22 protein-coding genes and 1 riboswitch are annotated in these 25,109 nt (G+C 64.2%); of the genes, 12 read left to right on the top strand and 10 right to left on the bottom strand.

Annotation, left to right across the window (positions count from 1 at the left end; translation table 11 throughout):
* Positions 1–42 precede the first annotated feature (42 nt).
* A complete protein-coding gene (locus BB934_RS15405; protein ID WP_099510414.1) occupies positions 43–906 on the top strand; it encodes a YihY/virulence factor BrkB family protein in 864 nt (287 codons plus the stop codon).
* A 63-nt stretch (positions 907–969) separates the two neighbouring features.
* Here the strand turns inward: BB934_RS15405 and BB934_RS15400 are convergent, their stop codons facing one another.
* Together BB934_RS15400 and BB934_RS15395 are read right to left on the bottom strand one after the other, a co-directional pair.
* Positions 970–2,685 (bottom strand): catalase, encoded by a 1,716-nt coding sequence (locus BB934_RS15400; protein WP_099510413.1) that lies wholly within the window; start codon positions 2,683–2,685, stop codon positions 970–972.
* Between the two features lie 161 nt (positions 2,686–2,846).
* Entirely contained in the window at positions 2,847–3,146 is a 300-nt protein-coding gene (locus tag BB934_RS15395; RefSeq protein ID WP_099510412.1) for an HlyU family transcriptional regulator, read from the bottom strand.
* A gap of 193 nt (positions 3,147–3,339) precedes the next feature.
* Between BB934_RS15395 and BB934_RS15390 the strand changes: the two genes are divergently transcribed.
* From BB934_RS15390 to BB934_RS15380, 3 genes are read left to right on the top strand one after another with little or no spacing between them, the layout of a single operon-like run.
* Positions 3,340–3,693 carry a DUF6152 family protein gene (locus tag BB934_RS15390; RefSeq protein WP_099510411.1) on the top strand — a complete coding sequence of 118 codons (354 nt, stop codon included), beginning with the start codon at positions 3,340–3,342 and terminating at the stop codon, positions 3,691–3,693.
* A 7-nt stretch (positions 3,694–3,700) separates the two neighbouring features.
* Positions 3,701–4,168 (top strand): hypothetical protein, encoded by a 468-nt coding sequence (locus BB934_RS15385; protein WP_099510410.1) that lies wholly within the window; start codon positions 3,701–3,703, stop codon positions 4,166–4,168.
* A 58-nt stretch (positions 4,169–4,226) separates the two neighbouring features.
* Entirely contained in the window at positions 4,227–5,078 is an 852-nt protein-coding gene (locus BB934_RS15380; protein ID WP_099510409.1) for a lytic transglycosylase domain-containing protein, read from the top strand.
* 58 nt (positions 5,079–5,136) lie between these two features.
* Here BB934_RS15380 and BB934_RS15375 read toward each other — a convergent pair whose 3' ends face one another.
* The 3 genes from BB934_RS15375 to BB934_RS15365 form a co-directional block, all read right to left on the bottom strand.
* Complete coding sequence (locus tag BB934_RS15375; protein WP_099510408.1) at positions 5,137–5,874, bottom strand: CYTH domain-containing protein; 738 nt, start codon at positions 5,872–5,874, stop codon at positions 5,137–5,139.
* Between the two features lie 470 nt (positions 5,875–6,344).
* Positions 6,345–7,820: an aldehyde dehydrogenase family protein gene (locus BB934_RS15370; RefSeq protein WP_099510407.1), complete on the bottom strand. Its 1,476-nt coding sequence runs from the start codon at positions 7,818–7,820 to the stop codon at positions 6,345–6,347.
* Between the two features lie 2 nt (positions 7,821–7,822).
* The gene (locus tag BB934_RS15365) at positions 7,823–9,001 is read right to left on the bottom strand and encodes a fumarylacetoacetate hydrolase family protein (protein ID WP_418294694.1); all 1,179 of its coding nucleotides are present in this window, start codon (positions 8,999–9,001) and stop codon (positions 7,823–7,825) included.
* Between the two features lie 269 nt (positions 9,002–9,270).
* On the opposite strand from BB934_RS15365, the gene BB934_RS47105 reads away from it, so the two are divergent.
* The 4 genes from BB934_RS47105 (at position 9,271) to chrA (ending at position 12,709) form a co-directional block, all read left to right on the top strand.
* Complete coding sequence (locus BB934_RS47105; protein WP_157934184.1) at positions 9,271–9,519, top strand: hypothetical protein; 249 nt, start codon at positions 9,271–9,273, stop codon at positions 9,517–9,519.
* A gap of 55 nt (positions 9,520–9,574) precedes the next feature.
* Positions 9,575–10,363: an LOG family protein gene (locus BB934_RS15355; RefSeq protein WP_099510405.1), complete on the top strand. Its 789-nt coding sequence runs from the start codon at positions 9,575–9,577 to the stop codon at positions 10,361–10,363.
* Positions 10,364–10,485: 122 nt separating this feature from the next.
* Positions 10,486–11,310: a chromate resistance protein ChrB domain-containing protein gene (locus BB934_RS15350; protein WP_099510404.1), complete on the top strand. Its 825-nt coding sequence runs from the start codon at positions 10,486–10,488 to the stop codon at positions 11,308–11,310.
* 49 nt (positions 11,311–11,359) lie between these two features.
* Positions 11,360–12,709, top strand: coding sequence for a chromate efflux transporter (gene chrA, locus BB934_RS15345; RefSeq protein WP_099512894.1), 1,350 nt, complete (start codon positions 11,360–11,362; stop codon positions 12,707–12,709).
* A 49-nt stretch (positions 12,710–12,758) separates the two neighbouring features.
* Here chrA and BB934_RS15340 read toward each other — a convergent pair whose 3' ends face one another.
* The 5 genes from BB934_RS15340 to BB934_RS15325 form a co-directional block, all read right to left on the bottom strand.
* The gene (locus BB934_RS15340; protein ID WP_099510403.1) at positions 12,759–13,538 is read right to left on the bottom strand and encodes an SDR family oxidoreductase; all 780 of its coding nucleotides are present in this window, start codon (positions 13,536–13,538) and stop codon (positions 12,759–12,761) included.
* A 21-nt stretch (positions 13,539–13,559) separates the two neighbouring features.
* Complete coding sequence (locus BB934_RS15335) at positions 13,560–14,471, bottom strand: dihydrodipicolinate synthase family protein (RefSeq protein ID WP_099512892.1); 912 nt, start codon at positions 14,469–14,471, stop codon at positions 13,560–13,562.
* A 101-nt stretch (positions 14,472–14,572) separates the two neighbouring features.
* Complete coding sequence (locus tag BB934_RS50235) at positions 14,573–14,695, bottom strand: hypothetical protein (RefSeq protein WP_257792373.1); 123 nt, start codon at positions 14,693–14,695, stop codon at positions 14,573–14,575.
* Between the two features lie 103 nt (positions 14,696–14,798).
* Positions 14,799–17,585 carry a phosphoenolpyruvate carboxylase gene (gene ppc, locus BB934_RS15330; protein ID WP_099510402.1) on the bottom strand — a complete coding sequence of 929 codons (2,787 nt, stop codon included), beginning with the start codon at positions 17,583–17,585 and terminating at the stop codon, positions 14,799–14,801.
* A 92-nt stretch (positions 17,586–17,677) separates the two neighbouring features.
* The gene (locus BB934_RS15325; protein WP_099510401.1) at positions 17,678–18,988 is read right to left on the bottom strand and encodes an Hsp70 family protein; all 1,311 of its coding nucleotides are present in this window, start codon (positions 18,986–18,988) and stop codon (positions 17,678–17,680) included.
* A gap of 184 nt (positions 18,989–19,172) precedes the next feature.
* On the opposite strand from BB934_RS15325, the gene BB934_RS15320 reads away from it, so the two are divergent.
* The 4 genes from BB934_RS15320 (at position 19,173) to BB934_RS15305 (ending at position 25,003) form a co-directional block, all read left to right on the top strand.
* The gene (locus BB934_RS15320) at positions 19,173–21,503 is read left to right on the top strand and encodes a Tex family protein (protein WP_099510400.1); all 2,331 of its coding nucleotides are present in this window, start codon (positions 19,173–19,175) and stop codon (positions 21,501–21,503) included.
* A gap of 46 nt (positions 21,504–21,549) precedes the next feature.
* Positions 21,550–21,657, top strand: a riboswitch (TPP riboswitch).
* Between the two features lie 69 nt (positions 21,658–21,726).
* A complete protein-coding gene (thiB, locus tag BB934_RS15315; protein ID WP_099512890.1) occupies positions 21,727–22,731 on the top strand; it encodes a thiamine ABC transporter substrate binding subunit in 1,005 nt (334 codons plus the stop codon).
* A 9-nt stretch (positions 22,732–22,740) separates the two neighbouring features.
* The gene (locus BB934_RS15310; RefSeq protein WP_099510399.1) at positions 22,741–24,315 is read left to right on the top strand and encodes an ABC transporter permease subunit; all 1,575 of its coding nucleotides are present in this window, start codon (positions 22,741–22,743) and stop codon (positions 24,313–24,315) included.
* Positions 24,302–25,003: a thiamine ABC transporter ATP-binding protein gene (locus BB934_RS15305; protein WP_099510398.1), complete on the top strand. Its 702-nt coding sequence runs from the start codon at positions 24,302–24,304 to the stop codon at positions 25,001–25,003. The genes BB934_RS15310 and BB934_RS15305 overlap by 14 nt, the downstream gene beginning before the upstream one ends.
* Positions 25,004–25,109: the final 106 nt, after the last annotated feature.

Genomic DNA, 25,109 nt, shown 5'->3' with positions numbered 1-25,109 from the left:
TGGCAGCGCCGGACCGATCGGTCCGGCAGGATCGGTTCTTGCATGTTCTCCGACACCGGGCGGCTCCTGAAGGTGGCACTGGCAGGCTGGTGGAACGACCGTGCCATGAGTCTGGGTGCCTCCATCGCCTTCTTCGCGGTATTTTCGCTCGCGCCTATGCTGCTGGCGGCCATCGCCGTGGCAGGGCTGGCCTTCGGGCGCGAGGCGGCGCAGGGTGCCATCGTCGGCGAGCTCGGCGGCCTCATCGGCACCAATGAGGCAACCGCGCTCGAAACCATGATCGCCAGCGCCAGCAATGTCGGATCCGGGATCGTCGGCACCACGATCGGAATCGTGACCTTTCTCCTGCTCGTCACCGGCGCCGTGGTGGAGCTGCAGGACAACCTGAACATCATCTGGAAAGCGAAACCGCCGGCAAGCTACGGCGTGATGTCCTTCGTCCGCACGCGGCTCGTCAGCTTCGCGCTGGTGCTCGGGATCGGTTTTCTGCTGCTGGTCTCGCTCGTCATCGACACGGGGCTGACGGCTGTGGGGCATTATCTCGAGGCGAATTTTTCCGGCGCAACGATCATCCTGCGCTTCCTCAACAACCTCGTGTCCTTCGCCGTGGCCGCGGTTCTGTTCGCGATGATCTTCAAGATCCTGCCGGCCGTCGACATCACCTGGAACGACGTCTTTATGGGAGCCCTGGTGACAGCTCTCCTGTTCACATTCGGCAAGTTCCTGATCGGGTACTATCTCGGCAAGAGCAATGTCGCGTCGAGCTACGGCGCGGCCGCCTCCATCATCACCATCCTGCTCTGGATCTACTACTCATCCCTCATCCTGCTGTTCGGCGCGGAATTCACGAAAGCCTATGCGGAAAGCCGCGGCAGCCTGGGCCCCGGACACACAGCAGCCTCATGAACGGAAACGGGCCAGGATTTCCCGGCCCGTCCCATTCATCGCATCCCGTGAAGGATGCAACGCCTATTCGGCAGCCTGACCCATGGCGCCGTTCGCGGGAACGTCGCGCATGCCGCCAAGAACCTCCTCGGCCGAAGCCTTGTAGTTCTTCACGGAGCTCGTCCATGGGCCCCAGGCGGCCGGGACGAGCTTGTCGCCGTTCTTGCCGAGGTTCTTCAGCCGGCGCTGCTCCTCGTCGGTCAGCACCTGCTTCGGCAGCGGCGGCAGGCTGCGGACATCGTCGGGCTTGATGCCGAGCGACTTGCCGACGCGGGTGCCGTAATCGTCGTGCACCATCAGGAAATGCCACACCATGCGCTCCTGCACGTCGCGTTCGCACTGGCCGAGCAGCGTGCCCATGTTGTTGACGAGGTCGTCGCGCTCCCACTCCATCATGGTGCTGTAGCGGCCCCGGGGATGGAGGTAATCGTTGCGCCGCTCGATGACGCTGCGGGTGAGCCGCCCGCGGACCTCGGGCGGATTGTTCGGCTCCTCGCGGGGCGTTTCATGCAGCCCGTTATGGATCGACGGCTCGAAGTTCACATGCGGGTTCTGCCCCGGCGCCAGATCCCGCCGGTAGGACATCTGCCCGCCGTTCAGGTTGGTCGAGACCCTGGCGTTCTTGGCCTGATTCACCGGCAGCTGCAGATAATTCGTGCCGACGCGATAGCGCTGAGTGTCCGAATAGGAAAAGGTGCGGCCCACCAGCATCTTGTCGTCGGAGAAGTCGAGACCGTCCACCAGCACGCCGGTACCCATGGCGATCTGCTCGTTCTCGTTGAAATGATCCTCGACATTGCGGTTGAGCGTCATGACGCCGAGATGCCGCAGCGGAAAGTCCTTCTCCGGCCAGACCTTGGTGTCGTCCAGCGGATCCCAGTCGAGTTCGGGATGATCGTGGTCCTCCATGATCTGGACGTACAAGTCCCATTGGGGATATTCGCCGCGCTCGATCGCCTCGTAGAGATCCTTCGAGGCGGAGCCGAGATCCTGGCCCTGCACCTTGGCCGCCTCGTCCGCCGTCAGGCTGGCGACGCCGCAGCGCGGGTGGAAGTGATACTTGACCAAAACCGTGTCGCCCTTGGCATTGACCATCTTGTAGGTGTTGACGCCGAAGCCCTCCATATGACGGTAGCTCGCCGGAATGCCGCGCGGGCTGAACAAGTGGGTCAGCATGTGCATGGATTCGGGCGTCTGACTCATGAAGTCGAAGATGCGGTTCGCCTCTTGGCGGAAGGTGATCGGATCGGGCTTGAGCGAGTGGATGACATCCGGAAACTTGATGGCATCGCGAATGAAGAAAACTGCCAGGTTGTTGCCAACCAGATCCCAGTTGCCGTCCTCGGTGTAGAATTTTACCGCAAAGCCGCGCGGATCGCGCGCCACCTCCGAGGAATCGCGACCGCCGATCACGGTCGAGAAGCGAATGGCGAGAGGAGTCTTCTTGCCGGCCTGCTGGAACAGCTTGGCCCGGGTGTATGTGGAGGCCGGCTCGTCGCCGATCTTGCCGGTGACCTCGAGCTCGCCATAGCAGACGAAGCCGCGGGCATGGACCACGCGCTCCGGGATGCGCTCACGGTCGAAATGGGTGATCTTTTCCAGGAACTGGTAATTTTCCAGCGTGGCCGGACCGCGACTGCCCACTGTGCGCTGCGATTGGTTGTTGGCGACCGGATGCCCCTGCCTGTTCGTCAGAACACGGTCGGACGTTCCGGACGGTGCCTTGGGGGTCTTGCCCATCGGTTATCTCCCTTGAGTGATCGGCCATGGCCCGATGTTCGGAGCCCAACCTCCGGCGCGCGATCATGAATGCGCGTGCGCCCGCGGAGGTCGCGTTAGGGGAGATACCTGATGCAGAATCCTGGAAAGGGAATAGAGAGCGACGCCCGATGAGCGGATCGTCAGCGGAAGAGGCGATCCCCCTGCTCGTCGATGATCTGCTTGGCCTTGGTGACGGAGAAGGCTAACGCTTCGTCCTTGCTGGGATGGGTTTCGGCGCGCACGAAACGGTGCTCCTTCACTCCGGCCTCGAAGTCCTTCTCGATGATTCCAGCGGTCTGATAGCCGCCCCTGGCGGAATAGGGCTCTGGCCGGATACGGAAGCCCTTGTACTCCACAGCCTCGGCGGCGGGCTCGTTAGGCTCGCCCGCAGCGCTTCCGCCGGCAAACCGGTTCCACAGGTCTTTCAAGATCGAAGCCATCGCTGCCGCCACTGAACAAAAGGTGATTCGCGATGCGCAGCATAGCGGGGGCGCGGCAGGGGCGCGAATCGCCGGTCGACCATCACGATCCGATGATCGAGCCGCGGCGGAGGCCCGAACGCCTTGACGCCGCCCTCCCCTGCGGCCAACTCTGGAAACCGGTTCAGCTCGACGGATACAGGGGTCCATCGTCATGAAGCATCCTCTGTTCGGGTTATGCATTTCCGCGGCCCTCCTGACGGGCGGCGTCGCCTTCGCCCATCACGGCTGGGGGAGCTACGACGCGGCGAAACTCATCACCATCGCCAGCAATGTCGAGCGGGCCGACTGGGAAAATCCCCACGTGACGCTGGTCGTGCCCTACCAGGGCAAGAGCTGGGACGCGGTCCTCGCCCCTCCGTTCCGCATGAATGCGCGGGGCCTGAATCCCGAGATGATCAAGCCCGGCACATTGGTGCGCATCGAAGGCTATCCCTCGACACGCGTGGCGACGGAAATGCGGGCCGAGCGCATCATCGTCGGCGGAACGACCTACGAATTGCGTTAAGCGCGCGATGTATCTCGATCTGCTCGCAACCCTGGAGAACTCCTGGCTCGGCCATGTGGGACGCCATTCCGCTTGGCTCTACATGGCTACGAACCTGCTGCATGTCCTCGGAGCTGCCTTCGTCGTCGGCGGCATCGCCGTGTTCGACCTGAAGGTTCTGGCGGAACGCGGAAAGCATGCGTGGCAGGTGGGTCGCTATGCCATTCCGCTCGCAGCGACCGGGCTGGCCTTGCAGATCCCGACCGGGCTCCTCCTCCTGGCAGTGGAGGCGCGCGCCCTCGGCGTGAATTCGGCCTTTTATCTCAAGCTTGCCTTCATTGCCCTCGGGCTGACCAACGTCGCCCTGTTTCACGCCCGTTTCGGATCAGCGCTCAAGGCCGGAGCCCTGCCGCCGGAAGCCCGTGCCTATGCGCTCGTTTCGCTGATTGCCTGGATCGTCGCGCTCTTGGCGGGGCGAATGATCGCCTATCTGTAGCTTGGCATGGAGCGTAGCATCCATCCCTGCTGCTGCATCGAGAGAGGCGAGGTTTTTGATGCGCTTGCGGCTGACGCTTTGCGGATTGGTTCTCTGCTGCGGCGCAGCTTCGGCCCAACCGGGTCCTTCGACCGAGACGGTGGAGCAGGCCCTGTGCCGGCTGATCGAGGGAGCGGCAAAGGCACAACGGGTCCCCCATGACCTGCTCACGAAGCTGATCTGGCAGGAGAGTTCGTTCCGCCCGCATGTGGTCAGCCGAGCGGGCGCTCAGGGCATTGCGCAGTTCATGCCGGGCACCGCCAGGGAGCGCGGTCTCGCCGATCCTTTCGATCCGGAGCAGGCGATCCCAAAGGCCGCCGAATTCATCGCCCATCTCAACGAGCAATTCGGCAATCTCGGTCTTGCGGCCGCGGCCTATAACGGCGGCCCCGCCCGCGTCGCTTCGTGGCTAGCGGGCCGCGGAGACCTGCCCGCGGAGACCAGGAGCTACGTTCTGATTGTCACCGGCCGGACGGCCGAGGAATGGGCGGAAGACATCAAGGAGCCGAAGGCCGCCGACGATGACGCGGCGCCCACCGCCGAGCCGCAATCCTGCCGGCAGATCGTTGCCGCCCTGCGCATTCCGGGACGCGGCGACGAGACGATCGAGGCGCCCTTCGCCCCGTGGGGCGTGCAGCTGGCGGGCAATTTCTCGAAGGAACGAGCCCTGGCGACCTTCCGGCGCACCAGCCAGACCTACGCCTCGCTCCTGAAGGACATGAGGCCGATGATCATCGGCACACGGCTGCGCTATCGCGGCACGCGCACCTTTTATCGCGTCCGCGCCCCGGCCGAGACGCGGCAGGCGGCCGAGCAGCTATGCCGCAATATCCGCACGGCCGGCGGCAGCTGCATCGTGCTGCCGAGCTAAAAAAAGCCTGCACCGCGGGGCGGTGCAGGCTCGTAGAAATCCTTCAGGAAGCGGACGATCAGCGGCGCTGGGGCCGAAGCGAGCGCGCCAGTTCGCGGATCACGTTGTCCTCGATGTTGAGGTTCAGATCGTTGTCGTCGTTCGCATCATCGTCGCCAAGATCGGCATCCACCGGAGCGGCGGGCCGGGACAGGACGCCACGCTGGGCAGGCGCTGCTCGCTCGGCGGGGGGCTGAGGAGCAGGGGCGGCGGGCGGCTGATTGCGCTGCTGCCCTGCTCCGGCTTCGGTCCGGGAGGGAGCGTAGCCGCGAGGAGCCGCATAGCGGTTCTCGAGCGTATCAAGCAGGCTGTTGAGCGCCGCATTGGACATGGGCACGTCGGGAGCCTGCGGTGCCCCTTCAAGGGCGATGGACCGGTTCTGATAGACGACTTCCGTCGTCACATCCTGGCCGAACCACGAAAGGGGGCGGAAATCCCTCGCCTCTTCGTCGCTCTCGAACGGGACCGAGATCAGGTCCAGAGGCCCAGGCGTCACGAAGCGGAGGATCTGGATGTCGCGGGTGCCGACCGACAGGTGCGTCAGCAGGTAATCGAGCTTTCCCGGAGTCACATCGAGAAGCGCTTCGGCGTGCGCCCGCGGCACCTCGGTGCGCTCCTCGATCGGCCCGTTGGGGCCGGAATGGAGCAGCACGAGGCTGCCCTTGTCGCCCTCGACTACCACGAAGGAGCTGCGGTCCGCCTGGTTGGGGAAGTGGCCTTCCGTGACACGATTGCCTCCCCTCTCTTTGCGGACCAACCGCGCAAGCGAAGAAGCAATAAGATAACGCCTGGAAGTAACCATATTAAGTTTCTCTACTATTAACGGAGCGCCACATACCAGCTCGTAGAACTTGCAGCAGCCCTGCTCAATAGAACGGAGTTGCAGTTTATATGATCGAGGCAATGTGCCTCAATTCGACACGCAACAACGTTTGCAGTGCAAGTGTTTGAGCCTGTTAGCACAGTTCTTTGGAAGCCTATGATGGCGTTCCCATGGCAAAGTTCAATGGATTGGGCCAAAAGCCGCCAGAGTTTTGTCGATAAAGTTAACGGCCCTCCGAAGCATGTGGCCGCCGCTCGAAATCCGACGGCAAAAACCGATTCCGTATGGCAGGATCGTGTTTCCCGCATATGAGGCTATCACATAAGTTAACGACCCGACATTTCGGATGAGAAACGCCGGGTCGAACAGACCAGCCGGTTGAAGCGCGTAACGCGCTTCCCGAGTTATTCGCTTCCCTTGGTCTTCGGCACGTAGGGCCCGTTGCCGTCGAAGGTGTAGGCGGTCTTCACAATGGTGTAGAATTCCTGCGCGTAGCGGCCCTGCTCGCGCGGACCGTAGCTCGAGCCCTTCCGGCCGCCGAACGGCACGTGATAATCCACGCCTGCGGTGGGCAGGTTCACCATCACCATGCCGGCCTCCGCATTGCGCTTGAAATGCGAGGCGTATTTCAGGCTCGTGGTGCAGATGCCCGAGGACAGGCCGAATTGCGTGTCGTTGGCAAGCTCCAGCGCCTCGTCATAATCCTTGGCGCGGGTCACGGTCGCCACCGGCCCAAAAATCTCCTCGCGGGCCACGCGCATCTCGTTGCTCACCTCGGTGAACAGGGCCGGAGCCAGATAGAAGCCGGGCGCTTCGCGCTTCAGCAACTCGCCGCCGGCGACGAGCTTGGCGCCCTCCTCCTGACCGATCTGGATGTACTTCAGGTCCTGGTCGAGCTGGCTCTGGTCGACGACAGGCCCGATATGCGTGCCGGCCTTCAAGGCATCGTCGATGACCAGGCCTTGCATCCGCTCCTGCATCGCGGCCACGAACTTGTCGTGGATGCCCTCGGTCACGATCAGGCGCGAGGAGGCCGTGCAGCGCTGCCCGGTCGAGAAGAAGGCGCTGTTGACGGCGCATTCCACCGCCACCTTCAGGTCGGCGTCGTCGAGAACCACCATCGGGTTCTTGCCGCCCATCTCGAGCTGGACCTTCTTCATCGGATCGGAGGTGATGCAGGTCTGGGCGACCTTGCGCCCCGTCGGTACTGAGCCGGTGAAGGAGATGGCGGACACCTTCGGGCTCTTCAGCATCGCCTCGCCGACCACGGAACCACGGCCCATGACGAGGTTGAACACACCCGCCGGCACGCCTGCGCGGATGATGATCTCGGACAGCGCATGGGCCGAGCCCGGCACCAGATCGGCCGGCTTGAACACCACTGTGTTGCCGTAGGCGAGCGCCGGCGCGATCTTCCAGGCCGGAATGGCGATCGGGAAGTTCCACGGCGTGATCAGGCCGACGACGCCCACCGGCTCGCGGGTGATCTCCACGTCGATGAAGGGCCGTACGGAGGGCACCTTCTCGCCGGCCATGCGCAGGCATTCGCCGGAGAAGAACAGGAAGATCTGGCCGGCGCGGGTGACCTCGCCGATGCCCTCGGGCAGGGTCTTGCCTTCCTCGCGCGACAGCAGGCGGCCGAGCTCTTCCTTGCGGGCGAGGATCTCGTCTCCGACGGCTTTCAGGATGTCGTGGCGCTGCTGGATCGAGGAACGCGACCAGGCCGGGAAGGCATCGTAGGCGGCGGCAATCGCGCGCTCGGCCTCGGCAGCCGAAGCGCGGGCATACTCGCCGACAACGTCGTTGGTGTTGGACGGATTGACGTTCGCCGATGCTTCCGTCGCGGAGAGCCACTCACCCGCAATATAATTCTTCGTCATCGTTAACCTGCCTGTGTGGTGTTGATAAGGCCCCGTCGGGCCAGGTTGGACATGAGAGCGCTGATGCCGAAGGTCCAAGGCTCACATTCGGCGCTCGACTTCATGCGGTTCACCAGCGAACCGAGCTTGGGAGCAGCGATAGTGACGATGTCGCCGCGCTTATGCGTGAAGCCCATGCCGGCCTCGCCCCGGTCCTGCGTCGGCGCGAACATCGTTCCGAGGAACAGCGCGAATCCATCGGGATACTGATGGTGAGGACCGACGGTCTGTGCCACCAGATCCTCGGGATCGCGGCTGATCTTGGTGATCGACGAGGAGCCTTCGAGCTTGAACCCGTCCTCGCCTTCCACCGTCAGCGTCACATTGGTCTTGCGGACGTCGTCGAGAGAGAATGTTTCATCGAAGAACCGGACGAACGGGCCGACCGAGCAGGATGCATTGTTGTCCTTCGCCTTCGAAAGCAGGAGTGCTGAACGCCCCTCGAAATCGCGCAGGTTGACATCGTTGCCGAGCGTGGCGCCGACGATCTTTCCTTGAGCGGTGACGATCACCACGACTTCCGGCTCGGGATTGTTCCAGGTGGATTTGGGATGAAGGCCCGCATCCATGAACGCTCCGACGGAGGACAGGGTCGGAGCCTTGGTGAAGACCTCGGCATCGGGCCCGATTCCCACCTCGAGATACTGGCTCCACGCTCCCTGCGAGACGAGAACCTCCTTCAGGGCCATCGCTTCGGGCGATCCGGGCTTCAGCCGGCCCAGATCGTCGCCCACCAGCCGCAGAACCTCGGCACGGATGGCGGCGGCCGCGCTGGCGTCGCCCCGCGCGCGCTCCTCGATGACGCGCTCGAGCATGGATACCGCAAAGGTGACGCCGGCCGCCTTGACGACCTGAAGGTCGATGGGCGCCAGAAGCCAGGACTTCGACGAGTCGCGGCTGTCGGACGGCGTGTTCGCGGCAATCTCCTCCAGCGAGCCGATCCGCTCTCCTTGCGCCGTCTTCACGACGCGCGCCGGATCGGCCATCGCGGCAAGTCCGCTCACCGTCGAGCAGGCTGCGGAGATGTCGAACAGACCGTCCTCTCTGACCGCCACGACGGATGGCCCGATACCCGGGCGCCAGACGCGTCCGACGAGCGTGCCCCGATAACCGTCCTCCGGCAGAAGACGGGCACTATTCATTGAAGACAGGTGGTCCATCGGCTGACGCTCGCTTTCCATCAAGGCTTGTCTCGCCCTCATCCCCGAAACTGCGGACGCGTGGCGAACCGACCATTTGGAGTTCATCCGCGTCACTGCGTTCGATGTGCGCCCTTGATATAGCGACCCTAGCGCAAGCGGCTATAGGGAAAATGCTTCTCCAAGCCATCCGCCAGGGAAAGCGGGAACAAACCCGGTTCATCTCCCGTTCGCAGCTTAGTCAATGCCATCGCCGAGAGGAATTCCGGCCCATGTCCGATACACCGTCTCCGAATCCGACGCCGCAACCGGACGTTCCCAATCCGCCATCGCAGCCTGGCGTGCCGAACCCGGCGCCGCAGCCGGTTCATCCGGACCCCGGCCCGCCGGGAATTCCGAGCCCGGGAGAACCGGTCGGCGTTCCGCCGGACGTTCCAAGCGAAGCTCCCAATCCGTCTGAGCCGGTCGGCATCCCGCCCTCCGGACCGCAGGAGCTGCCGATCGGCCCGATGGGGAATTAACCCGGCTTCGAAAGTGTGCTTTGTGCATGGCTGGGTGACCAGGGAGCCCCGCCCGATGGATGACAGCAAACCTTCGAATTCAGCCCGTCTCGATTCCCCGTCCTACCGGCTGGCGGCGATGGACCAGGATTTCCTGCTAGGCGATTCCATGCGGGGTGTGCGGTTCCTGCTGGAATATGCCAAGGCCGAGGAGCATCTGCGGACCTGGGGCGTGCGCTCCACCATCGTCGTATTCGGCAGCGCCCGCGTTCGGGAGAACGGGTCGGGAAAGCACCGGTTCTGGTATGAGCAGGCCCGCAAATTCGGCGCCATCGCCTCGCAGCGCGGCGGCGCCATGACGGTGACGAGCGGCACGCGGGACAACGTGATCGCCACCGGCGGCGGTCCCGGCATCATGGAGGCCGCCAACAGGGGCGCCTTCGACGTGGGCGCGCCCTCCATCGGCTTCAACATCACCCTGCCGCACGAGCAGGAGCCCAATGCTTACTCGACCCCTGACCTGACCTTCCGCTTCCATTACTTCGCCATGCGCAAGATGCACCTGGCGATGCGGGCCAACGCGCTCGTCGTCTTCCCCGGCGGCTTTGGCACCCTGGACGAACTCTTCGAGATCCTGACGCTTCGCCAGACCGGCAAGGCGCCACCCCTGCCCATCGTCCTCTTCGACAAGGCCTATTGGCAGTCCGTGATCAAGTTCGAGGCGCTGCTGGAGCACGGCATGGTGAGCGAGAAGGATCGGGAGTTGGCCCACTTTGCCGACAGTGCCGAGGAGGTGTGGTCCGCCCTTATCGAAAACGGCCTCGTGGTGCAGACGCTGGAACGCGATTCCGAGCAGGATTTCTGATCACCCGAATTGATTTGACAAAACCGGAGGGTTGAATTCTCATCGATCGCATGGGGATCGCGATCTCCCCACGAGGCGACATGCCCAAGCATCGCATCCGCTCTAACCGTCACGGATGCACCATGTCGTCATTCAACACGATCTCCGCTGAAAAGCTTGCGCGCCTTATCGGCACGCCGAAATGTCCCGTGCTCGTCGATGTTCGCACCGACGAGGATTTTGCGAGTGACCCGAGACTGGTTCCCGGCTCCATCAGGCGCCCCTTCGCTCAGGTCGCGGATTGGGCTCATGAACTTACCGGCCGAGCCGCAATCGTGGTCTGCCAGAAAGGGCTCAAATTGAGTCATGGCGCGGCGGCTTGGCTGCGTCATGCGGGCATTCCCGCCGACTCGCTGGAAGGTGGCGCGCTGGCATGGGCGCAAGCCCAATTGCCGATGGTGCCTGCCGCCAGGATCCCACCGCTCGATCTACAAGGCCGCACGATCTGGGTCACGCGCTCGCGTCCCAAGATCGACCGCATCGCCTGCCCCTGGCTGATCCGCCGCTTCATCGATCCCGGCGCCGTCTTCCTTTTCGTTCCGACCTCTGAGGTTCAGGGTGTGGCGGAGCGGTTCTCGGCGACGCCGTTCGACATTGAAGGCGAAGATATCTTCTGGACGCATCGTGGCGAGTTCTGCACCTTCGATGTGATGGTGGACGAGTTCGGCCTTGCCACGGAGCCTTTGAAGCGGCTCGCCATCATCGTCAGAGGCGCCGATACGGCGCGGCTCGATCTGGCGCCGGAGGCACCTGGGCTGCTGGCGGCTTCTCTGGGGTTGTCACGCATGTATGCGGACGACCTCCCACAGCTCGAAGCCGGACTTTCGCTCTACGATGCCTTCTACCGCTGGTGCCGTGACGCGACGGATGAAACCCATAACTGGCCTTCGAAGAAGCCCGGAGCCTGACGTGAACGACACCTCGCAAACCTCGGTGGGGCCCTCTTCTCGGGTCCCGATGGATCATGGAGTGTCTCTCGGCGAAGCCTTCCGGGTCTGGTTGCGTGTCGCCGCCCTGAGCTTCGGTGGACCGGCAGGCCAGATCGCCGTGATGCACCGCATCCTCGTCGAGGAAAAGCGCTGGATTTCCGAAAGCCGTTTTCTCCATGCGCTCAATTACTGCATGCTGCTGCCAGGCCCGGAAGCGCAGCAGCTCGCCACCTATGTGGGCTGGCTCATGCATCGCACCCTCGGCGGCATCATGGCCGGCGGCCTGTTCATCCTGCCGGGCATCGTCGCCATCATGGGCCTCAGCTGGGTCTATGCTCTCTATGGCAAGGTCGGCTTCGTCTCGGCGCTTTTCTTCGGCCTGAAGGCCGCCGTGCTCGCCATCGTGCTCGAAGCGGTGGTGCGCATCGGCAGGCGAGCGCTTAAAAACCGCGTCCTGATCGGGCTTGCCGCAGCAGCCTTCGTGGCGATCTTCTTTCTCGACGCACCGTTCCCGCTCATCGTTCTCGCCGCTGGCCTGATCGGCTTCCTCGGAGGCCGGGCGGATCTGCCACAATTCCAGGTCGGCGGGCATGGCGGCGATGAAGCGGAAAACGGCGATCTGCTGGGCAAACATCTTCCGGACCACGTCCGCCCCGACACGGCCCGAAGCCTGCGGGTGGCCGCCTTCTGGCTGGCGCTGTGGCTCACGCCTTTGCTCGTTCTCGTTCTGACCTTCGGCCCGAGCAACGTCTTCAGCCAGATCGCCATCTTCTTCTCCAAGATGGCGATGGTCACCTTCGGCGGCGCCTATGCGGTTTTGGCCTATGTGGCGCAGCAGGCTGTCGAGACCTATGGCTGGCTGCAGCCCGGCGAGATGCTGGACGGGCTCGGCATGGCCGAGACGACGCCGGGTCCCTTGATCATGGTGCTGCAATTCGTGGGTTTCATGGCGGCCTTCCGGGATGCCGGCACGCTGTCCCCGCTGCTGGCGGGCACGCTCGGCGGCCTCCTTGCGACATGGGTGACCTTCGCACCGTGCTTCCTCTGGATCTTCCTGGGCGCTCCCTACATCGAAGTCTTACGCGGCAACCGATCCCTGAGCGGGGCCTTGACCGCTATCACCGCCGCCGTGGTCGGCGTGATCCTGAACTTGGCGATCTGGTTCGGAATCCACACGATCTTCAGAGATGTCCAACCTGTGGAATGGGGGCTCTTCAGCTTCGATGCGCCGGTATGGCGAAGCGTCGATCTTTGGGCGTTGCTGCTCTCGGGCGCAGCCATCGTCGCGATGTTCCGGTTCACAATCGGGATGCTGCCGACATTGGCCGCGACATCGGCAATAAGCATTGTTCTTTATTGGGCCGGCATGATCGCATGAAGGAATCGGGGTGAGACGATGCCTCACCTCACCCCAGTGTTTGCAGGCATCAGGTCGTGGACGAGATCTGCCCGCCATCGACGCGCAGGATGCCGCCGGTCATGAACGACGCCTTCTCGCTGGCGAGGAAGACGGCCGCGGCTGCGAATTCCTCGATCTCGCCATAGCGGCCCGCCGGAATGCCGGCGCGCGCTGCCGCCGCCACATCCTCCATGGAACGGCCGGTGCGCTCCGCATTGGCGGCATCGAGCTGCTTCAGGCGATCCGTGGCGATGCGGCCCGGCGCGATGGCGTTGACGGTCACGCCCGACGAGGCGACCTCGCTCGCCAGCGTCTTGCCCCAGCCGACGAGAGCCGGGCGGATGGCGTTCGAGATCGCTAGATTCGGGATCGGCTGGATCACACCGGAGGAGATCACCGAGATGATGCGGCCGAACTTGCGCTCGATCATGCCTGGCAGAAGCTGGTCCGCAATCCGCACCAGATTGACGAACATGGCATCGAAGGACTGGCGCCACTGATCGGACGACACGCCCTGCGCCTTGCCGGGCGGCGGGCCGCCGCTGTTGAGCACGAGGATATCGACGCCGCCAAGCGCTGCCACTACGTCCTTGACCAGGGCATCGACCTGATCGGCCTTGCCCGTATCGCAGACGAAGGGCAGGACGCCCTTGCCGATCTTCTCGGCTGCAACCTTCGAGCCGTCCATGGTGCGGCTGGCGATGGCGACGCGGGCGCCCTCCTCCGCCAATCCTTGAGCGATGCCGAAGCCCAGCCCCTTGCTCGCGCCGAGCACGAGCGCGCGCTTTCCGTCCAAACCTGTTTGCATTCCTGACAAACTCCCTTTGTCTTACGAGCGCTCGATGCGCTCCATCAGCCATTCGATATCGGCAATGGTTTCCGGGCTCAGCTTCGGCCCAGGCTTGCGCTGCGTGTCGGAGGCGATGATGCCGCGCCGCTTCAGAACATATTTGCGCACGGCGAGGCCGACTCCGGGCTGCGTCTCGTAGCGAACCAGCGGCAGGTGGCGATCGAACAGATCGTGCGCCTCCTTGCGTTTGCCCTGGTTGATGAGATTGACCACGCCCACCAGCATCTCGGGATAGGCATAGCCCGTCATGGCGCCATCGGCACCGCGCTCCATCTCGAAGGGCAGGAACATGCCGCCGTTGCCGCAGAGAATCGACACGCGGCGCACCTGGCCCGCATCGCTCGCGCGGCGCAGAGTCGTGATCTTGTCGAGACCGGGCCAGTCCTCGTGCTTGAGCATGACGCAGGAGGGGCTCTGCTCGATGATCCGCATGATCACTTTCGGTGTCATGACCACGTTGGTGGTGAGCGGGTAATCCTGGATCACCCACGGCACATCCGCGCCGATGGCCTCGACGGCGTCGGCGTAGTAGGAGACGATCTGGTCGTCGGTCTTGAGGGTCGAAGGCGGCGCGATCATCACGCCTGCTGCACCCGCATCCATGACCTTGGAGGACAGGCTCGACATGGCGGCAAAGCCCGCGGCCGAAACGCCGACGATGACGGGAACGCGCCCCGCCACCGTGGCGATGACCTGACGGGCGAAGGCCAGAGCCTCATCGGCGGCCAGCTTGGGCGCCTCGCCCATGATGCCGAGAATCGTCAAGCCAGTGGCGCCGGCCTTGAGATAGGCCTCGACCATACGGTCCGTGGAAGCCGCATCGACCCGCCCGTCGCTCTCGAAGGGCGTGGGGCAGATGACGTAGACGCCGGCGGCAGAACTCGTGAGCAAGGCTTCCTCCTGGACAAAGCGGGGCAAGAGAGATCAGGGCCTCTCCATACACCCGCTTTCGGTCCAGTGCACTACCCGGCCGAAGCGTATCCGGTATGAGCTTAGCGGTGGCCGGAACCGCTCTTGTTGGCGGTGGCCCAGGCGCGCCGCTCGGCCTCCTTCTCGGAGACGCCACGGCTCTCGTAACCCTCCTCGATATGCTCGGACTTGCGCTTCTGAGGCATGGCCCTCCATTTCGATCGATATCGGAGAGAGGTGCCCAAAGGCGCTTCCTCTCTCGGCATAAACCGAACCGGAGAAGCCGGGTTATGCAATTCTGTTGCGGGATTAGCCGCTGTTGCGCAGGCCCGCCGCGATGCCGTTGATGGACAGGTGAATGCCCTGCACGACCTGCTCGTCCGCATCGCCCGAACGGTGGCGCTTCAACAATTCGATCTGCAGATGGTTCAACGGGTCGAGATAGGGGAAACGGTTGCGGATCGAGCGGGCCAGCAGCGGGTTGTCGTCGAGCAGCGATTGCTGCTGCATGATGGCGAGCAGCTGCTGGATCGAATCCTCCCATTCCCGCCGCAGGCGCGGGAAGATGGCATCGCGCAGGCCCTCGTCCTCGACGAGCTTCGCATAGCGCGAGGCGATAGCGATGTTGCTCTTCGCCAGCACCATGTCCATGTTCGAGAGCAGCGCCTGGAAAAACGGCCATTCGCGGTACATTTCCTGCAGGAGCGCCAGACCTTTATCGGGCCGCTTCTCGAGCCATTCATTGACGGCGGATCCGAAACCGTACCAGCCCGGCAGCATGAGGCGGCACTGCGCCCAGCCAAACACCCAGGGAATGGCGCGCAGATCCTCGATGCGCCGCGAATTGGTGCGCGAGGCAGGCCGGCTGCCAATATTCAGGTTGGCGATCTCGCCGATCACCGTGGATTCCCAGAAATAGCGCTCGAAGCCTTCCGTCTCGTAGACGAGCGCGCGATAGGCCTTGAAGGCGCCGTCCGAAAGCTCCTCCATGGCGTTGAGATATTCCTCCCGCGGTGCGGACTGGCCGGAATGCAGCAACGTGGCTTCGAGAGTCGCGGAGGCGAGGATTTCGAGGTTGCGGCGCCCGAGATCCGGATTCGAATATTTGCCCGCGATCACCTCACCCTGTTCCGTGATGCGGATGGCGCCCTGCACCGCACCGCCCGGCTGGGCGAGGATCGCCTGATAGCTCGGCCCACCGCCGCGGCCCACGGAGCCGCCCCGGCCGTGGAAGAGGCGAAGCGCAACGCCATGCCGCTTGAACACCTCGATCAGCTCGATCTCCGCCTTGTAGAGCTCCCAACCCGAGGTGAGGAAGCCGCCGTCCTTGTTGCTGTCGGAATAGCCGAGCATCACCTCCTGCGCCTGGCCGCGGCTGCGCAACAGTCGCATGTAGTCGGGCAGTGCGAAGAGCGAATCCATCACGCCGCTGCAATGGCGCAGGTCGGCGATGGTCTCGAAGAGCGGGATGATGTTCACATCCATCTCGCCTTCGCGCGGACGCAGCAGGCCAGCCTCCTTGAGAAGCAGGGCGACCTCGAGAATGTCGGACGGGTCGCTCGCCTTCGAGATGACGTAGTTCGGCACGGCGGTGCGTCCGTACTGGCGGTGCGCCCCGGCCGCCTCGTGGACGATGGCAAGCTCGGATGAGGTTTCGGGGGAGTATTCGAGATAGGGCGATGTCAGGAGGCGCGGCGTCCGGAGCTCTTCCAGGAGCAGGGCGACGCGCTTGTCTTCCGGCAGCCCCTCGTAATCCGTGCCGGGGATGGCCTTCTCAAAGAGCTCGGCAATCACGCGCTGATGGACGTCGGAATTCTGGCGCATGTCGAGGCTCGCCAGATGAAAGCCGAACACATCGACCGCGCGACGCAGCTTGCGCAGGCGGCCTCGCGTAAGGGAGCCCGATCCGTTCGAGCGCAGGGAGCGGTGCAGGATCGAGAGATCACCTTCGAATTCCTCAAGGCTGTCATAGGCCGGCGCCTCGCCCACCGCATGGCGCGCCACGTCGCCATGCCCCAGCCGCGCGGCGGTTGCCGCAAGGCGTGCATAGATGCCCGTGATGGCCCGGCGATAGGGCTCGTCCTGGCGATGGAGCGATAGATCGGGAGAGGATTTGGCGAGTTCCTGGACCTCGTCGGAGACGTTCACATAGCGCCCGTCGAGCGACAGTTCGGCGCCAAGGCAATGGAGCTCGTCCAGATAGAAGCCGAGGGCGTGCTTGCTCTGCAGCAGCAGAGCCTGACGCAATGCATCCGCCGTCACGAAGGGATTGCCGTCGCGATCGCCGCCGATCCAGCTCCCCATGCGCAGGAAGGACGGGACTTCCACATTGCCCCAGGCGGGATCCATGGCCGCGAGCTGGTCCTCCAGGGAGGCGTAAACGTGCGGCAATTCCTTGAAGAAGGTATTGTCGTAATAGGACAGGCCGTTCGTGACCTCGTCGATCACTTTCAGTCTATTCCGGCGCAGAATGCTCGTCTGCCAGAGCGTGAGGATGGCGCGGCGCAGGGATTCCTGACACGAAGCCTCCTCCTCCGGTGTCAGGCGCTGACGGTCCCGCCGTGCCAGAACCTGTGAGATCTCCATCTCCCGATCAATGGTGCTCTTGCGGCGCACTTCCGTCGGATGCGCGGTCAGAACCGGGCAGACAAGGGCGGAGCCGAAGAAGGCCTGCAGCGCCGTATGGCTGATGCCCGCCTCCTGGATGAGCTTGAGCGCGCGCCCGAGCGTTCCCTCGCGCGGCACCGCAGCCTCCATGGCATGAACGCCCGCCATCGCATGGGCTCGTGAGCGGCGGACATGGTGCTGGTCCTCGGCCAGATTCGCCAGATGCGAGAAATAGCTGTAGGCCCGGATGATCTGGTTGGTGCGTCCGCGCGACAGGCTGTTCAGGATCGTCTCGAGCTCACGACGGGCAATTTCATCCTCGTCGCGATGGAAGCGGATCGAGGTCTGGCGGATGCGCTCGACGATCTCGAAGGTCGCCTCGCCCTCCTGCTCGCGAATCGTGTCGCCGAGGATGCGTCCCAGAAGCCGGATGTCGTCGCGAAGGGGAAAATCCTTCTCGGGTGTGACGTCGGGATTGATCAGGGACATCGGAGGCGCTCGCTTCAGCCGCATTATGCTGCACTGCGAAATAGAACCCTTTGTCACCAACGCGGCAAGCGTAATTTTATTTTAAATTCAGCCTAATTCGTGACCGACCAGCGCTCCGGCGCCTCCGTCTGGCCGATCAGCGCCAATCCATAGGCGATCGACTCGAACTGGTCCGCGGAGGTCAGACGGGTCTCGCCGAAGCGGTCCACGAACAGATTGCGGATGGCAGGGACGAAGGACGTGCCGCCCGTGAGGAAGACCCGCTCAATCTCGCCCGGTTTCACGCCAGCCTTGGACAGTGCCGCATCGACAGTGTCCGCGATCCGGCCGACATCCTCGGCGATCCAGCCCTCGAAATCGGCGCGGGCGATCCTCGCCTGAATGTCGACGCCCTCGCCCTGGAACCGGAAATCGGTCTCGTCCTGGCTCGACAGCGCCACCTTTGCCGAGGATACGGCGCGATAGAGGGCAAATCCCAAATCGTATTCGATGATGTCGATGAACTTTTCCAGCGGCCCGGGCTCGAGCGCGGTGCGGGCGAGCTCGCGCAATTCCTTCAGGTCGCCGCTGCCCTTCATCATGGCGAGTTGGTTCCAGCGCGCGAAATTGGCGTAATAATGATTCGGGATCGACAGGATCTTGTCCATGGAGCGGTAGAGCCCACCCTTGCCGAGGCGGGACGAGACGACCTTGTCGACGATCCTGTAATCGAAAGCGTCCCCGGCAATGCCGATGCCTGCGTGGCCCAAAGGCTCGGCTCGCAGCACGCCGCCAGCTTTCGAGAAGCGCATTACCGAAAAGTCACTGGTGCCGCCGCCGAAATCCGCCACGAGCACGGTGGAATCGTGATCCAGCTGCCGGGCATAGAAGAAAGCCGCTCCCACCGGCTCGTAGACATAATGGGCGTGCTCCGCCCCGAGCCGGCCGAAGGCGGCCCGGTAGCGCTGCATGGCAAGAGCATCGTCCGGATTGTAGCCGGCGAACTGGACCGGCCGCCCGACGACGACGTTGCGGGCGCCCCAATCCAGGCGCGCCCCGCCATGGCGCATGAGGGTGCGCAGGAAGGCGCTCAAAAGGTCTTCGAAGCCGTACCGCTCGCGGAAGATCCGGGTCTCCTTGAAGGTGGCGCTTGCCGCAAAGGTCTTGAAGGACTGGATGAACCGGTGGGCGTGGAGCCCTTCCAGGAACTGGTCGATGGCCCAGGGGCCGCCCTCGACGTGGGTGCGCAAGCCATTGCCGTGCCGCTCGTCCCAGAAGCACAGGGCGGTCACGTAGACCTTCAGGTCCTCGCCGCCATGGGCGAAGGTCAGCGCCTCCACGCGCCCGTTCGGGTCCGCGATGGCCACGACCGTGTTGCTGGTGCCGAAATCGATGCCGATGGACAGATCGTGGGACGGGGGCATGGCGACCTCGGAGGACGGGCGAAGGGCCGGACGGTCTATACGCCAAGGCTTCCCAAGCCAAGCGGAAATGTCGGAAGGGCCGCATTCCCTATCGGCACTGCGACCCCGGCGCTGCGGACGGGCCGTTGACCCGGGGGCGTCCGGCACCGTAGAAGCCGCGCCTTACGCTTTCTCGGAGACTTTCATGCTATCCATCGGTCAGCGCATTGCGAACGAACTGAGTGTGCAGGAATGGCAGGTCAAGGCGGCCGTCGATCTGCTCGACGGCGGTTCCACCGTTCCCTTCATCGCGCGCTACCGCAAGGAAGTCACCGGCACCCTGGACGATGCCCAGCTGCGCACCCTGGAGGAGCGCCTGCGCTACCTGCGCGAGCTGGAGGACCGGCGCAAGACGATCCTCGACAGCGTCCGCGAGCAGGGGAAGCTCACCGACGAGCTGGCGCTCCAGCTCAACACCGCCGATACCAAGGCGCGGCTCGAGGACCTCTACCTGCCCTACAAGCCCAAGCGTCGCACCAAGGCGCAGATTGCCAAAGAGGCGGGCCTGGATCCCCTGGCCGACCTGCTCCTCGCCGAGCCTGCCCGCGACCCGAAGGCGGCGGCGGCTGCCTTCGTGAGTACGGAGAAGGACATCGCCACGCCGGAGGCGGCACTGGAGGGCGCACGCTCCATTCTGGTCGAGCGCTTTGCCGAAAATGCGGAACTCTTGGGCTCTTTGCGCGAAACCTATTGGGAGCGCGGCAGCCTCACCTCCAAGGTGCGCGACGGCAAGACGACGGAGGGCGCAAAATTTTCCGACTATTTCGACTTTGCCGAGCCGCTGACGAAGCTTCCCTCGCACCGCATTCTCGCGCTCTTCCGCGGCGAGAAGGAAGAGATTCTCGACCTGCGCATGGAGGAGGACAAGGAGAGCGCCGAACCCGGCTACGTGAGCCGCTACGAAGGCCGCACGGCGCTTGCCTTCGGCATCGTCGATCAGGGCCGTCCGGGCGACAAGTGGCTTCTGGATACCGTGCGTTGGGCCTGGCGCACGAAGCTGCGCTTCTCGATCGAGCTCGATATGAAGATGAAGCTCTGGCAGCTCGCCGAGGACGAGGCCGTGAAGGTGTTCGCCGGCAACCTGCGCGACCTGCTGCTCGCCGCGCCGGCGGGTGCGCGCGCCACCCTCGGCCTCGATCCGGGCTACCGCACCGGCGTGAAGGTGGCGGTGGTGGATGCGACCGGAAAGGTTGTGGCAACCGATACCATCTACCCGCACGAGCCCAAGCGCCAATGGGATGAATCCCTTGCCACGCTCGCCCGACTCTGCCGCGTTCATCGCGTTGAGTTGATCGCCATCGGCAATGGCACGGCCTCGCGCGAGACCGACAAGCTCGCTGCAGAGCTGGTCTCGAAGCATCCGGACCTGACGCTCACCAAGATCATGGTCTCGGAAGCCGGCGCCTCGGTCTATTCCGCATCGGCCTTTGCCAGCCAGGAGCTGCCCGATCTCGACGTGTCCTTGCGCGGCGCCGTCTCCATCGCGCGCCGCCTGCAGGATCCGCTGGCGGAACTCGTGAAGATCGACCCGAAATCCATCGGCGTCGGGCAGTACCAGCATGATCTCGCGGAATACAAGCTCTCCCGCTCCCTCGACGCGGTGGTGGAAGATTGCGTGAACGCGGTCGGCGTCGATCTCAACACCGCTTCCGCCCCGCTGCTCGCCCGCGTGTCCGGCCTCGGCGACTGGGTCGCGCAGAACATCGTGACCCATCGCGATGCCAACGGCCCGTTCAAGACGCGCAAGGCGCTGACCAAGGTCTCGGGCCTCGGCCCAAAGACCTTCGAGCAGGCGGCGGGCTTCCTGCGCATCCCGAACGGCGACGATCCGCTCGATGCCTCCGGCGTTCACCCGGAAGCCTATCCGGTGGTGCGCCGCATTCTCGAGGCCACGAAGAGCGACATCAAGGTGGTGATCGGCAACGGCGGCGTCCTGAAGAAGCTCAACCCGCAAAACTTCACGGACGAAAAATTCGGCGTGCCGACGGTGAAGGACATCCTGAGTGAGCTGGAAAAGCCCGGCCGCGACCCGCGCCCCGAGTTCAAGACCGCCACCTTCATGGAGGGCGTGGAGAAGATCGGCGATTTGAAGCCTGGCATGATGCTGGAAGGCGTCGTCACCAACGTGGCAGCCTTCGGCGCCTTCGTCGATGTGGGCGTGCACCAGGACGGCCTCGTGCATATCTCCGCGCTCGCCGACACCTTCGTGAAGGATCCGCGCAATGTGGTGAAGCCGGGCGACATCGTGAAGGTGAAGGTGCTCGAGGTGGACATTCCGCGCAAGCGCATCTCGCTCACCATGCGCATGAGCGACCCGGCCGAGAAGCGGCCGGTGGGGCGCCAGGACGACAACCGGGCGGCGTTCCAGAAGCATCGCGCCCAGGCCGAGAGGAAGCCGGCCGCCCCGGCCTCTTCCGGCGGCGCGCTCGCCGATGCCCTGCGCCGGGCCGGCATGGACAAGGGCGGCCGGAAGTAGCCGCGATCGGGGCGCTTGTGGCCGCCCCCGAAGTGATTTAGAAGCAAAGCGTCTCACGGGGAGCCTCAAGCCGAGGCTGAGAGGTGGTCAGGCCACCGACCCGTCGAACCTGATCCGGGTCATGCCGGCGGAGGGAATGAGCATGCGACATCGCCACAAAAGCCATGCCCTGTGCAATCTGCGCCGCCCATCGGCCTGCCTCATGCATGGGAGCGCCCTTAAGATGTTACGCCGACTGCTTCTCACCCTCATGTCGCTCGGGCTCGCCACCGGCCTTGCCCAGGCGCAGACCAAGCCGACGCTCACCGTCTACACCTATAGCTCGTTTTCCGGAAAATACGGCCCCGGCAAAACCGTGAAGGAGCGCTTCGAGGCGACCTGCGGCTGCGAGCTCACTTGGGTCTCGGCCGAGGATGCGGGCAGTCTTCTCGGGCGGCTGCGGTTGGAGGGCGAGAACACCAAGGCCGATGCCATCGTCGGTCTCGACATGAACCTCGTCGCGGAAGCAAGAGCCCTCAACCTCTTTGCTCCGCATGGGGTGGATGAAAAGGATCTGACACTTCCTATCAGATGGAGTGACAACACCTTCATCCCCTTCGACTGGGGCTACTATGCCTTCGTCTACGACGCCAACAAGCTCGCCAACCCGCCCAAAAGCCTGAAGGAGCTGGTCGACAATCCCAATGGGCCGAAGGTGGTGCTGCAGGATCCCCGCACCAGCGCGCCGGGCCTCGGCCTGCTGCTCTGGATGCAGAAAGTCTATGGCGACAAAGCCGGCGAGGCCTGGGGCAAGCTCAAACCCCGCATCGTCACCTTCACCAAGGGCTGGTCTGAGGCTTACGGCCTCTTCCTCAAGGGCGAGGCCGACATGGTGATGTCCTACACCACCTCGCCGGCCTATCACGTCATCGCGGAGAAAAAGGACAACTACAAGGCTGCCGCCTTCACGGAGGGGCACTACCTCCACGTGGAGCTCGCCGGCATGACCCGCACGACGAAGCAGCCGGAGCTTGCCAGGCAGTTCATGGCCTTCATCCTCAGCGAGCCGTTCCAGTCGGCCATGCCCGAGGGCAACTGGATGATGCCGGCGAAGACGCCCGCTGCCGGCCTGCCGGCCGCCTTCAAGGATCTCGTTCAGCCGAGCCAGGCGCTTCTCTTCACGCCGGAAGAGGTGCAGCAGAACCGCCGTGCCTTCACCGATGCCTGGCTCAACGCCACGGCGCGCTGATCGCCCGGCATGGTTCTGAAGCTGCCCCATCCCGGAAGCCTAGTGGCCCTTGCCATCCTAGGGCTGGTTGCGGGCGGCTTCATCGCATTGGCCAGTTTCGATGGAGGGACGCCGAGGCTTCTCTCCATCGGCCCCTATCTCTGGCGCGTGCTCGCCTTCTCCATCACGCAGGCCGTTCTCTCGACCGTGCTGTCCCTTCTGCTCGGCATCGGCCTCGCGCTCGCGCTCGCCCGCCGCCGATTTCCCGGTCGCGACGTCGTTCTGGCCGTTCTTGGAACGACGATGGTGCTGCCGACCATCGTCGCCGTCTTTGCCGTCTTTGCGGTCTACGGGCGCAGCGGATGGCTCGCCGAGGCGCTGACACTCCTCGGATGGACGGAGGGTTTCAGCATCTTCGGCTATCCCGGCATCCTCATCGCCCACGTCTTCCTCAACGGCCCCTTCGTCGCGCGGATCACGCTCGACGGGTTGAACCAGGTGCCGGCCGAGCACTGGCGCCTCGCCACCGCCTTAGGCTTCACGCCCTTTCAGATCTTCCGCCATCTCGACTGGCCGGTCCTGCGCGGGGAACTTCCCGGCATCGCCGGCCTGATCTTCCTGATGTGCTTCAAGAGCTTCGCCATCGTTCTGGCGCTCGGCGGAGGACCGAGCAGATCCACGCTCGAAGTGGCGATCTTCGAGGCGCTCAAGATTGATCTCGATTTCGGCCGCGTCGCCTGGCTCGCCCTGATCCAGCTTGCGATCTGCCTGTCGATGGCGGGTCTCCTGCACTGGGCCTTTACCCGTCCGCCCGTCGGCCACACGATCCGCAACCTGATCCATCGGCCGGATGCGAAAAACAGAAGCCTGAAGGTCCTCGACATAATCGTGCTTGTCGTCAGCGCGCTCTTCATCGGGCCGCTTGCCTTCAGCGTGCTGACGGGCTTTCGCACCATGCTCGCGGTGATCGACGCCGATCTTCTCCGGGCATTCGTGACGAGCCTTGCCATTGCGACCGCAGCCGCCATCCTCGCCTGCGTCCTGGCCTTTGCGCTCGCCTCCGCCGCGCGGCGGCAGCGCCTCGTGCTGCGCTCGCCGCGCATCGCGACCTTTTACGACCTCCTGCCCGACGCGCTCCTCGCCGTGCCGCCCTTCGCGCTGACCGCAGGTCTCTTCCTGCTGATCCAGCGTTTCGGCGATCCGTCGAATGCGGGGCTCATCCTGCTGCCGCTCATCAATGGGCTCGCGGCCGTGCCGTTTGCCTATCGCTATGTGGCGCCGCATCTTCTCACGACGGAGGAGCGCTATGGCCGCGTCGCGGCGTCGCTCGGCCTCACCGGCTGGTCGAAGCTGACGATCATGGACTGGCCCGCCCTCAAGCGTCCGCTGGCGGCGGGCTTCGTCCTCGCCATGGCGTTGTCGTTCGGCGATTTCGGCATCATTGCGCTTTTCGGCGGCACGGAACTGGTGACCCTGCCCTATCTGCTCTACGAGCGTCTCGGCGCCTATCGGCTCGACGAAGCGTCAAGCATCGGCCTCGTCATCGTTCTGTTCGCCGTCCTTCTCGCTCACGCCTCAGGTCGTCTGTCCCATGCTGGTGATTGAGAATTGCCGCCTGACCTGGCCGGATTTCACGGCCGATTACTCGCTGACGGTCGAGACGGGGCACCTCTGCGCCGTCATCGGGCCGTCGGGCGGGGGCAAGACGACCCTGCTGCACATGATCGCCGGATTCGAGCGTCCCGAAAGCGGCACGCTGAGCTTCAACGGCCAAAGCCTCCTGCCGCTCGAGCCGGCCAAGCGCCCGGTCGCCATCGTGTTCCAGGATCACAACCTGTTTCCTCACCTGAGCGCAGCGCAGAACGTGGCGCTCGGGCTGCGCCCATCCCTGCGGCTGACGGAAGACGAGATATCGCTGGTCGCAGAAATGCTGGACTCGGTCGGGCTCAAGGGCTTCGACGACCGCAGGCCAGGCGAGATGTCGGGCGGCCAGCGTCAGCGCGTAGCGCTGGCACGCGCGCTCATCTCGGGCCGCCCGCTGATCCTGCTCGACGAGCCTTTCAGCAGCCTCGATCCGGCCTTGCGCCGCGACATGATCCTGCTCGTGGACGAGATGCGGCGCAAACGCGCCGTCACGATTCTCATGACGATCCATACGCCGGAAGATGCGGCCGACGTGGCCGATCAGATGGCCTTCGTGGCCGACGGTCGGGTCGTGGCGTCGGGACATCCCGGGACCATTCTGAACAGCGCGCTCGCGCCGAGGATCGCGGCAGCCGTTTCGGATTCGTGAACGGCCTGTATCGCTCAATACTTTACTCTGCCCTCATCCTGAGGAGGGACAAAACGTGGATGGCCGGAACGAGTCCGGCCATGACGTCGAGGGTGTCATCCCCGGC

This window comes from Microvirga ossetica (assembly GCF_002741015.1).
GTDB classification, from domain to species: Bacteria; Pseudomonadota; Alphaproteobacteria; order Rhizobiales; family Beijerinckiaceae; genus Microvirga; species Microvirga ossetica.
Note: the sequence above shows the minus strand (reverse complement) of the source record. Positions and strands in the feature narration are given on the sequence as shown.

Coding starts and splice junctions, on each gene's coding strand:
- BB934_RS15305 (WP_099510398.1), top strand. CDS start 24,302: ATGCTGGTGATTGAGAATTGCCGCCTGACCTGGCCGGATTTCACGGCC.
- BB934_RS15395 (WP_099510412.1), bottom strand. CDS start 3,146: ATGGCTTCGATCTTGAAAGACCTGTGGAACCGGTTTGCCGGCGGAAGC.
- BB934_RS47105 (WP_157934184.1), top strand. CDS start 9,271: ATGTCCGATACACCGTCTCCGAATCCGACGCCGCAACCGGACGTTCCC.
- BB934_RS15355 (WP_099510405.1), top strand. CDS start 9,575: ATGGATGACAGCAAACCTTCGAATTCAGCCCGTCTCGATTCCCCGTCC.
- BB934_RS15380 (WP_099510409.1), top strand. CDS start 4,227: ATGCGCTTGCGGCTGACGCTTTGCGGATTGGTTCTCTGCTGCGGCGCA.
- BB934_RS15310 (WP_099510399.1), top strand. CDS start 22,741: ATGGTTCTGAAGCTGCCCCATCCCGGAAGCCTAGTGGCCCTTGCCATC.
- BB934_RS15370 (WP_099510407.1), bottom strand. CDS start 7,820: ATGACGAAGAATTATATTGCGGGTGAGTGGCTCTCCGCGACGGAAGCA.
- BB934_RS15320 (WP_099510400.1), top strand. CDS start 19,173: ATGCTATCCATCGGTCAGCGCATTGCGAACGAACTGAGTGTGCAGGAA.
- BB934_RS15400 (WP_099510413.1), bottom strand. CDS start 2,685: ATGGGCAAGACCCCCAAGGCACCGTCCGGAACGTCCGACCGTGTTCTG.
- BB934_RS15340 (WP_099510403.1), bottom strand. CDS start 13,538: ATGCAAACAGGTTTGGACGGAAAGCGCGCGCTCGTGCTCGGCGCGAGC.
- ppc (WP_099510402.1), bottom strand. CDS start 17,585: ATGTCCCTGATCAATCCCGACGTCACACCCGAGAAGGATTTTCCCCTT.
- BB934_RS15390 (WP_099510411.1), top strand. CDS start 3,340: ATGAAGCATCCTCTGTTCGGGTTATGCATTTCCGCGGCCCTCCTGACG.
- BB934_RS15405 (WP_099510414.1), top strand. CDS start 43: ATGTTCTCCGACACCGGGCGGCTCCTGAAGGTGGCACTGGCAGGCTGG.
- BB934_RS50235 (WP_257792373.1), bottom strand. CDS start 14,695: ATGCCTCAGAAGCGCAAGTCCGAGCATATCGAGGAGGGTTACGAGAGC.
- BB934_RS15385 (WP_099510410.1), top strand. CDS start 3,701: ATGTATCTCGATCTGCTCGCAACCCTGGAGAACTCCTGGCTCGGCCAT.
- BB934_RS15325 (WP_099510401.1), bottom strand. CDS start 18,988: ATGCCCCCGTCCCACGATCTGTCCATCGGCATCGATTTCGGCACCAGC.
- thiB (WP_099512890.1), top strand. CDS start 21,727: ATGTTACGCCGACTGCTTCTCACCCTCATGTCGCTCGGGCTCGCCACC.
- BB934_RS15350 (WP_099510404.1), top strand. CDS start 10,486: ATGTCGTCATTCAACACGATCTCCGCTGAAAAGCTTGCGCGCCTTATC.
- BB934_RS15365 (WP_418294694.1), bottom strand. CDS start 9,001: ATGAATAGTGCCCGTCTTCTGCCGGAGGACGGTTATCGGGGCACGCTC.
- chrA (WP_099512894.1), top strand. CDS start 11,360: ATGGATCATGGAGTGTCTCTCGGCGAAGCCTTCCGGGTCTGGTTGCGT.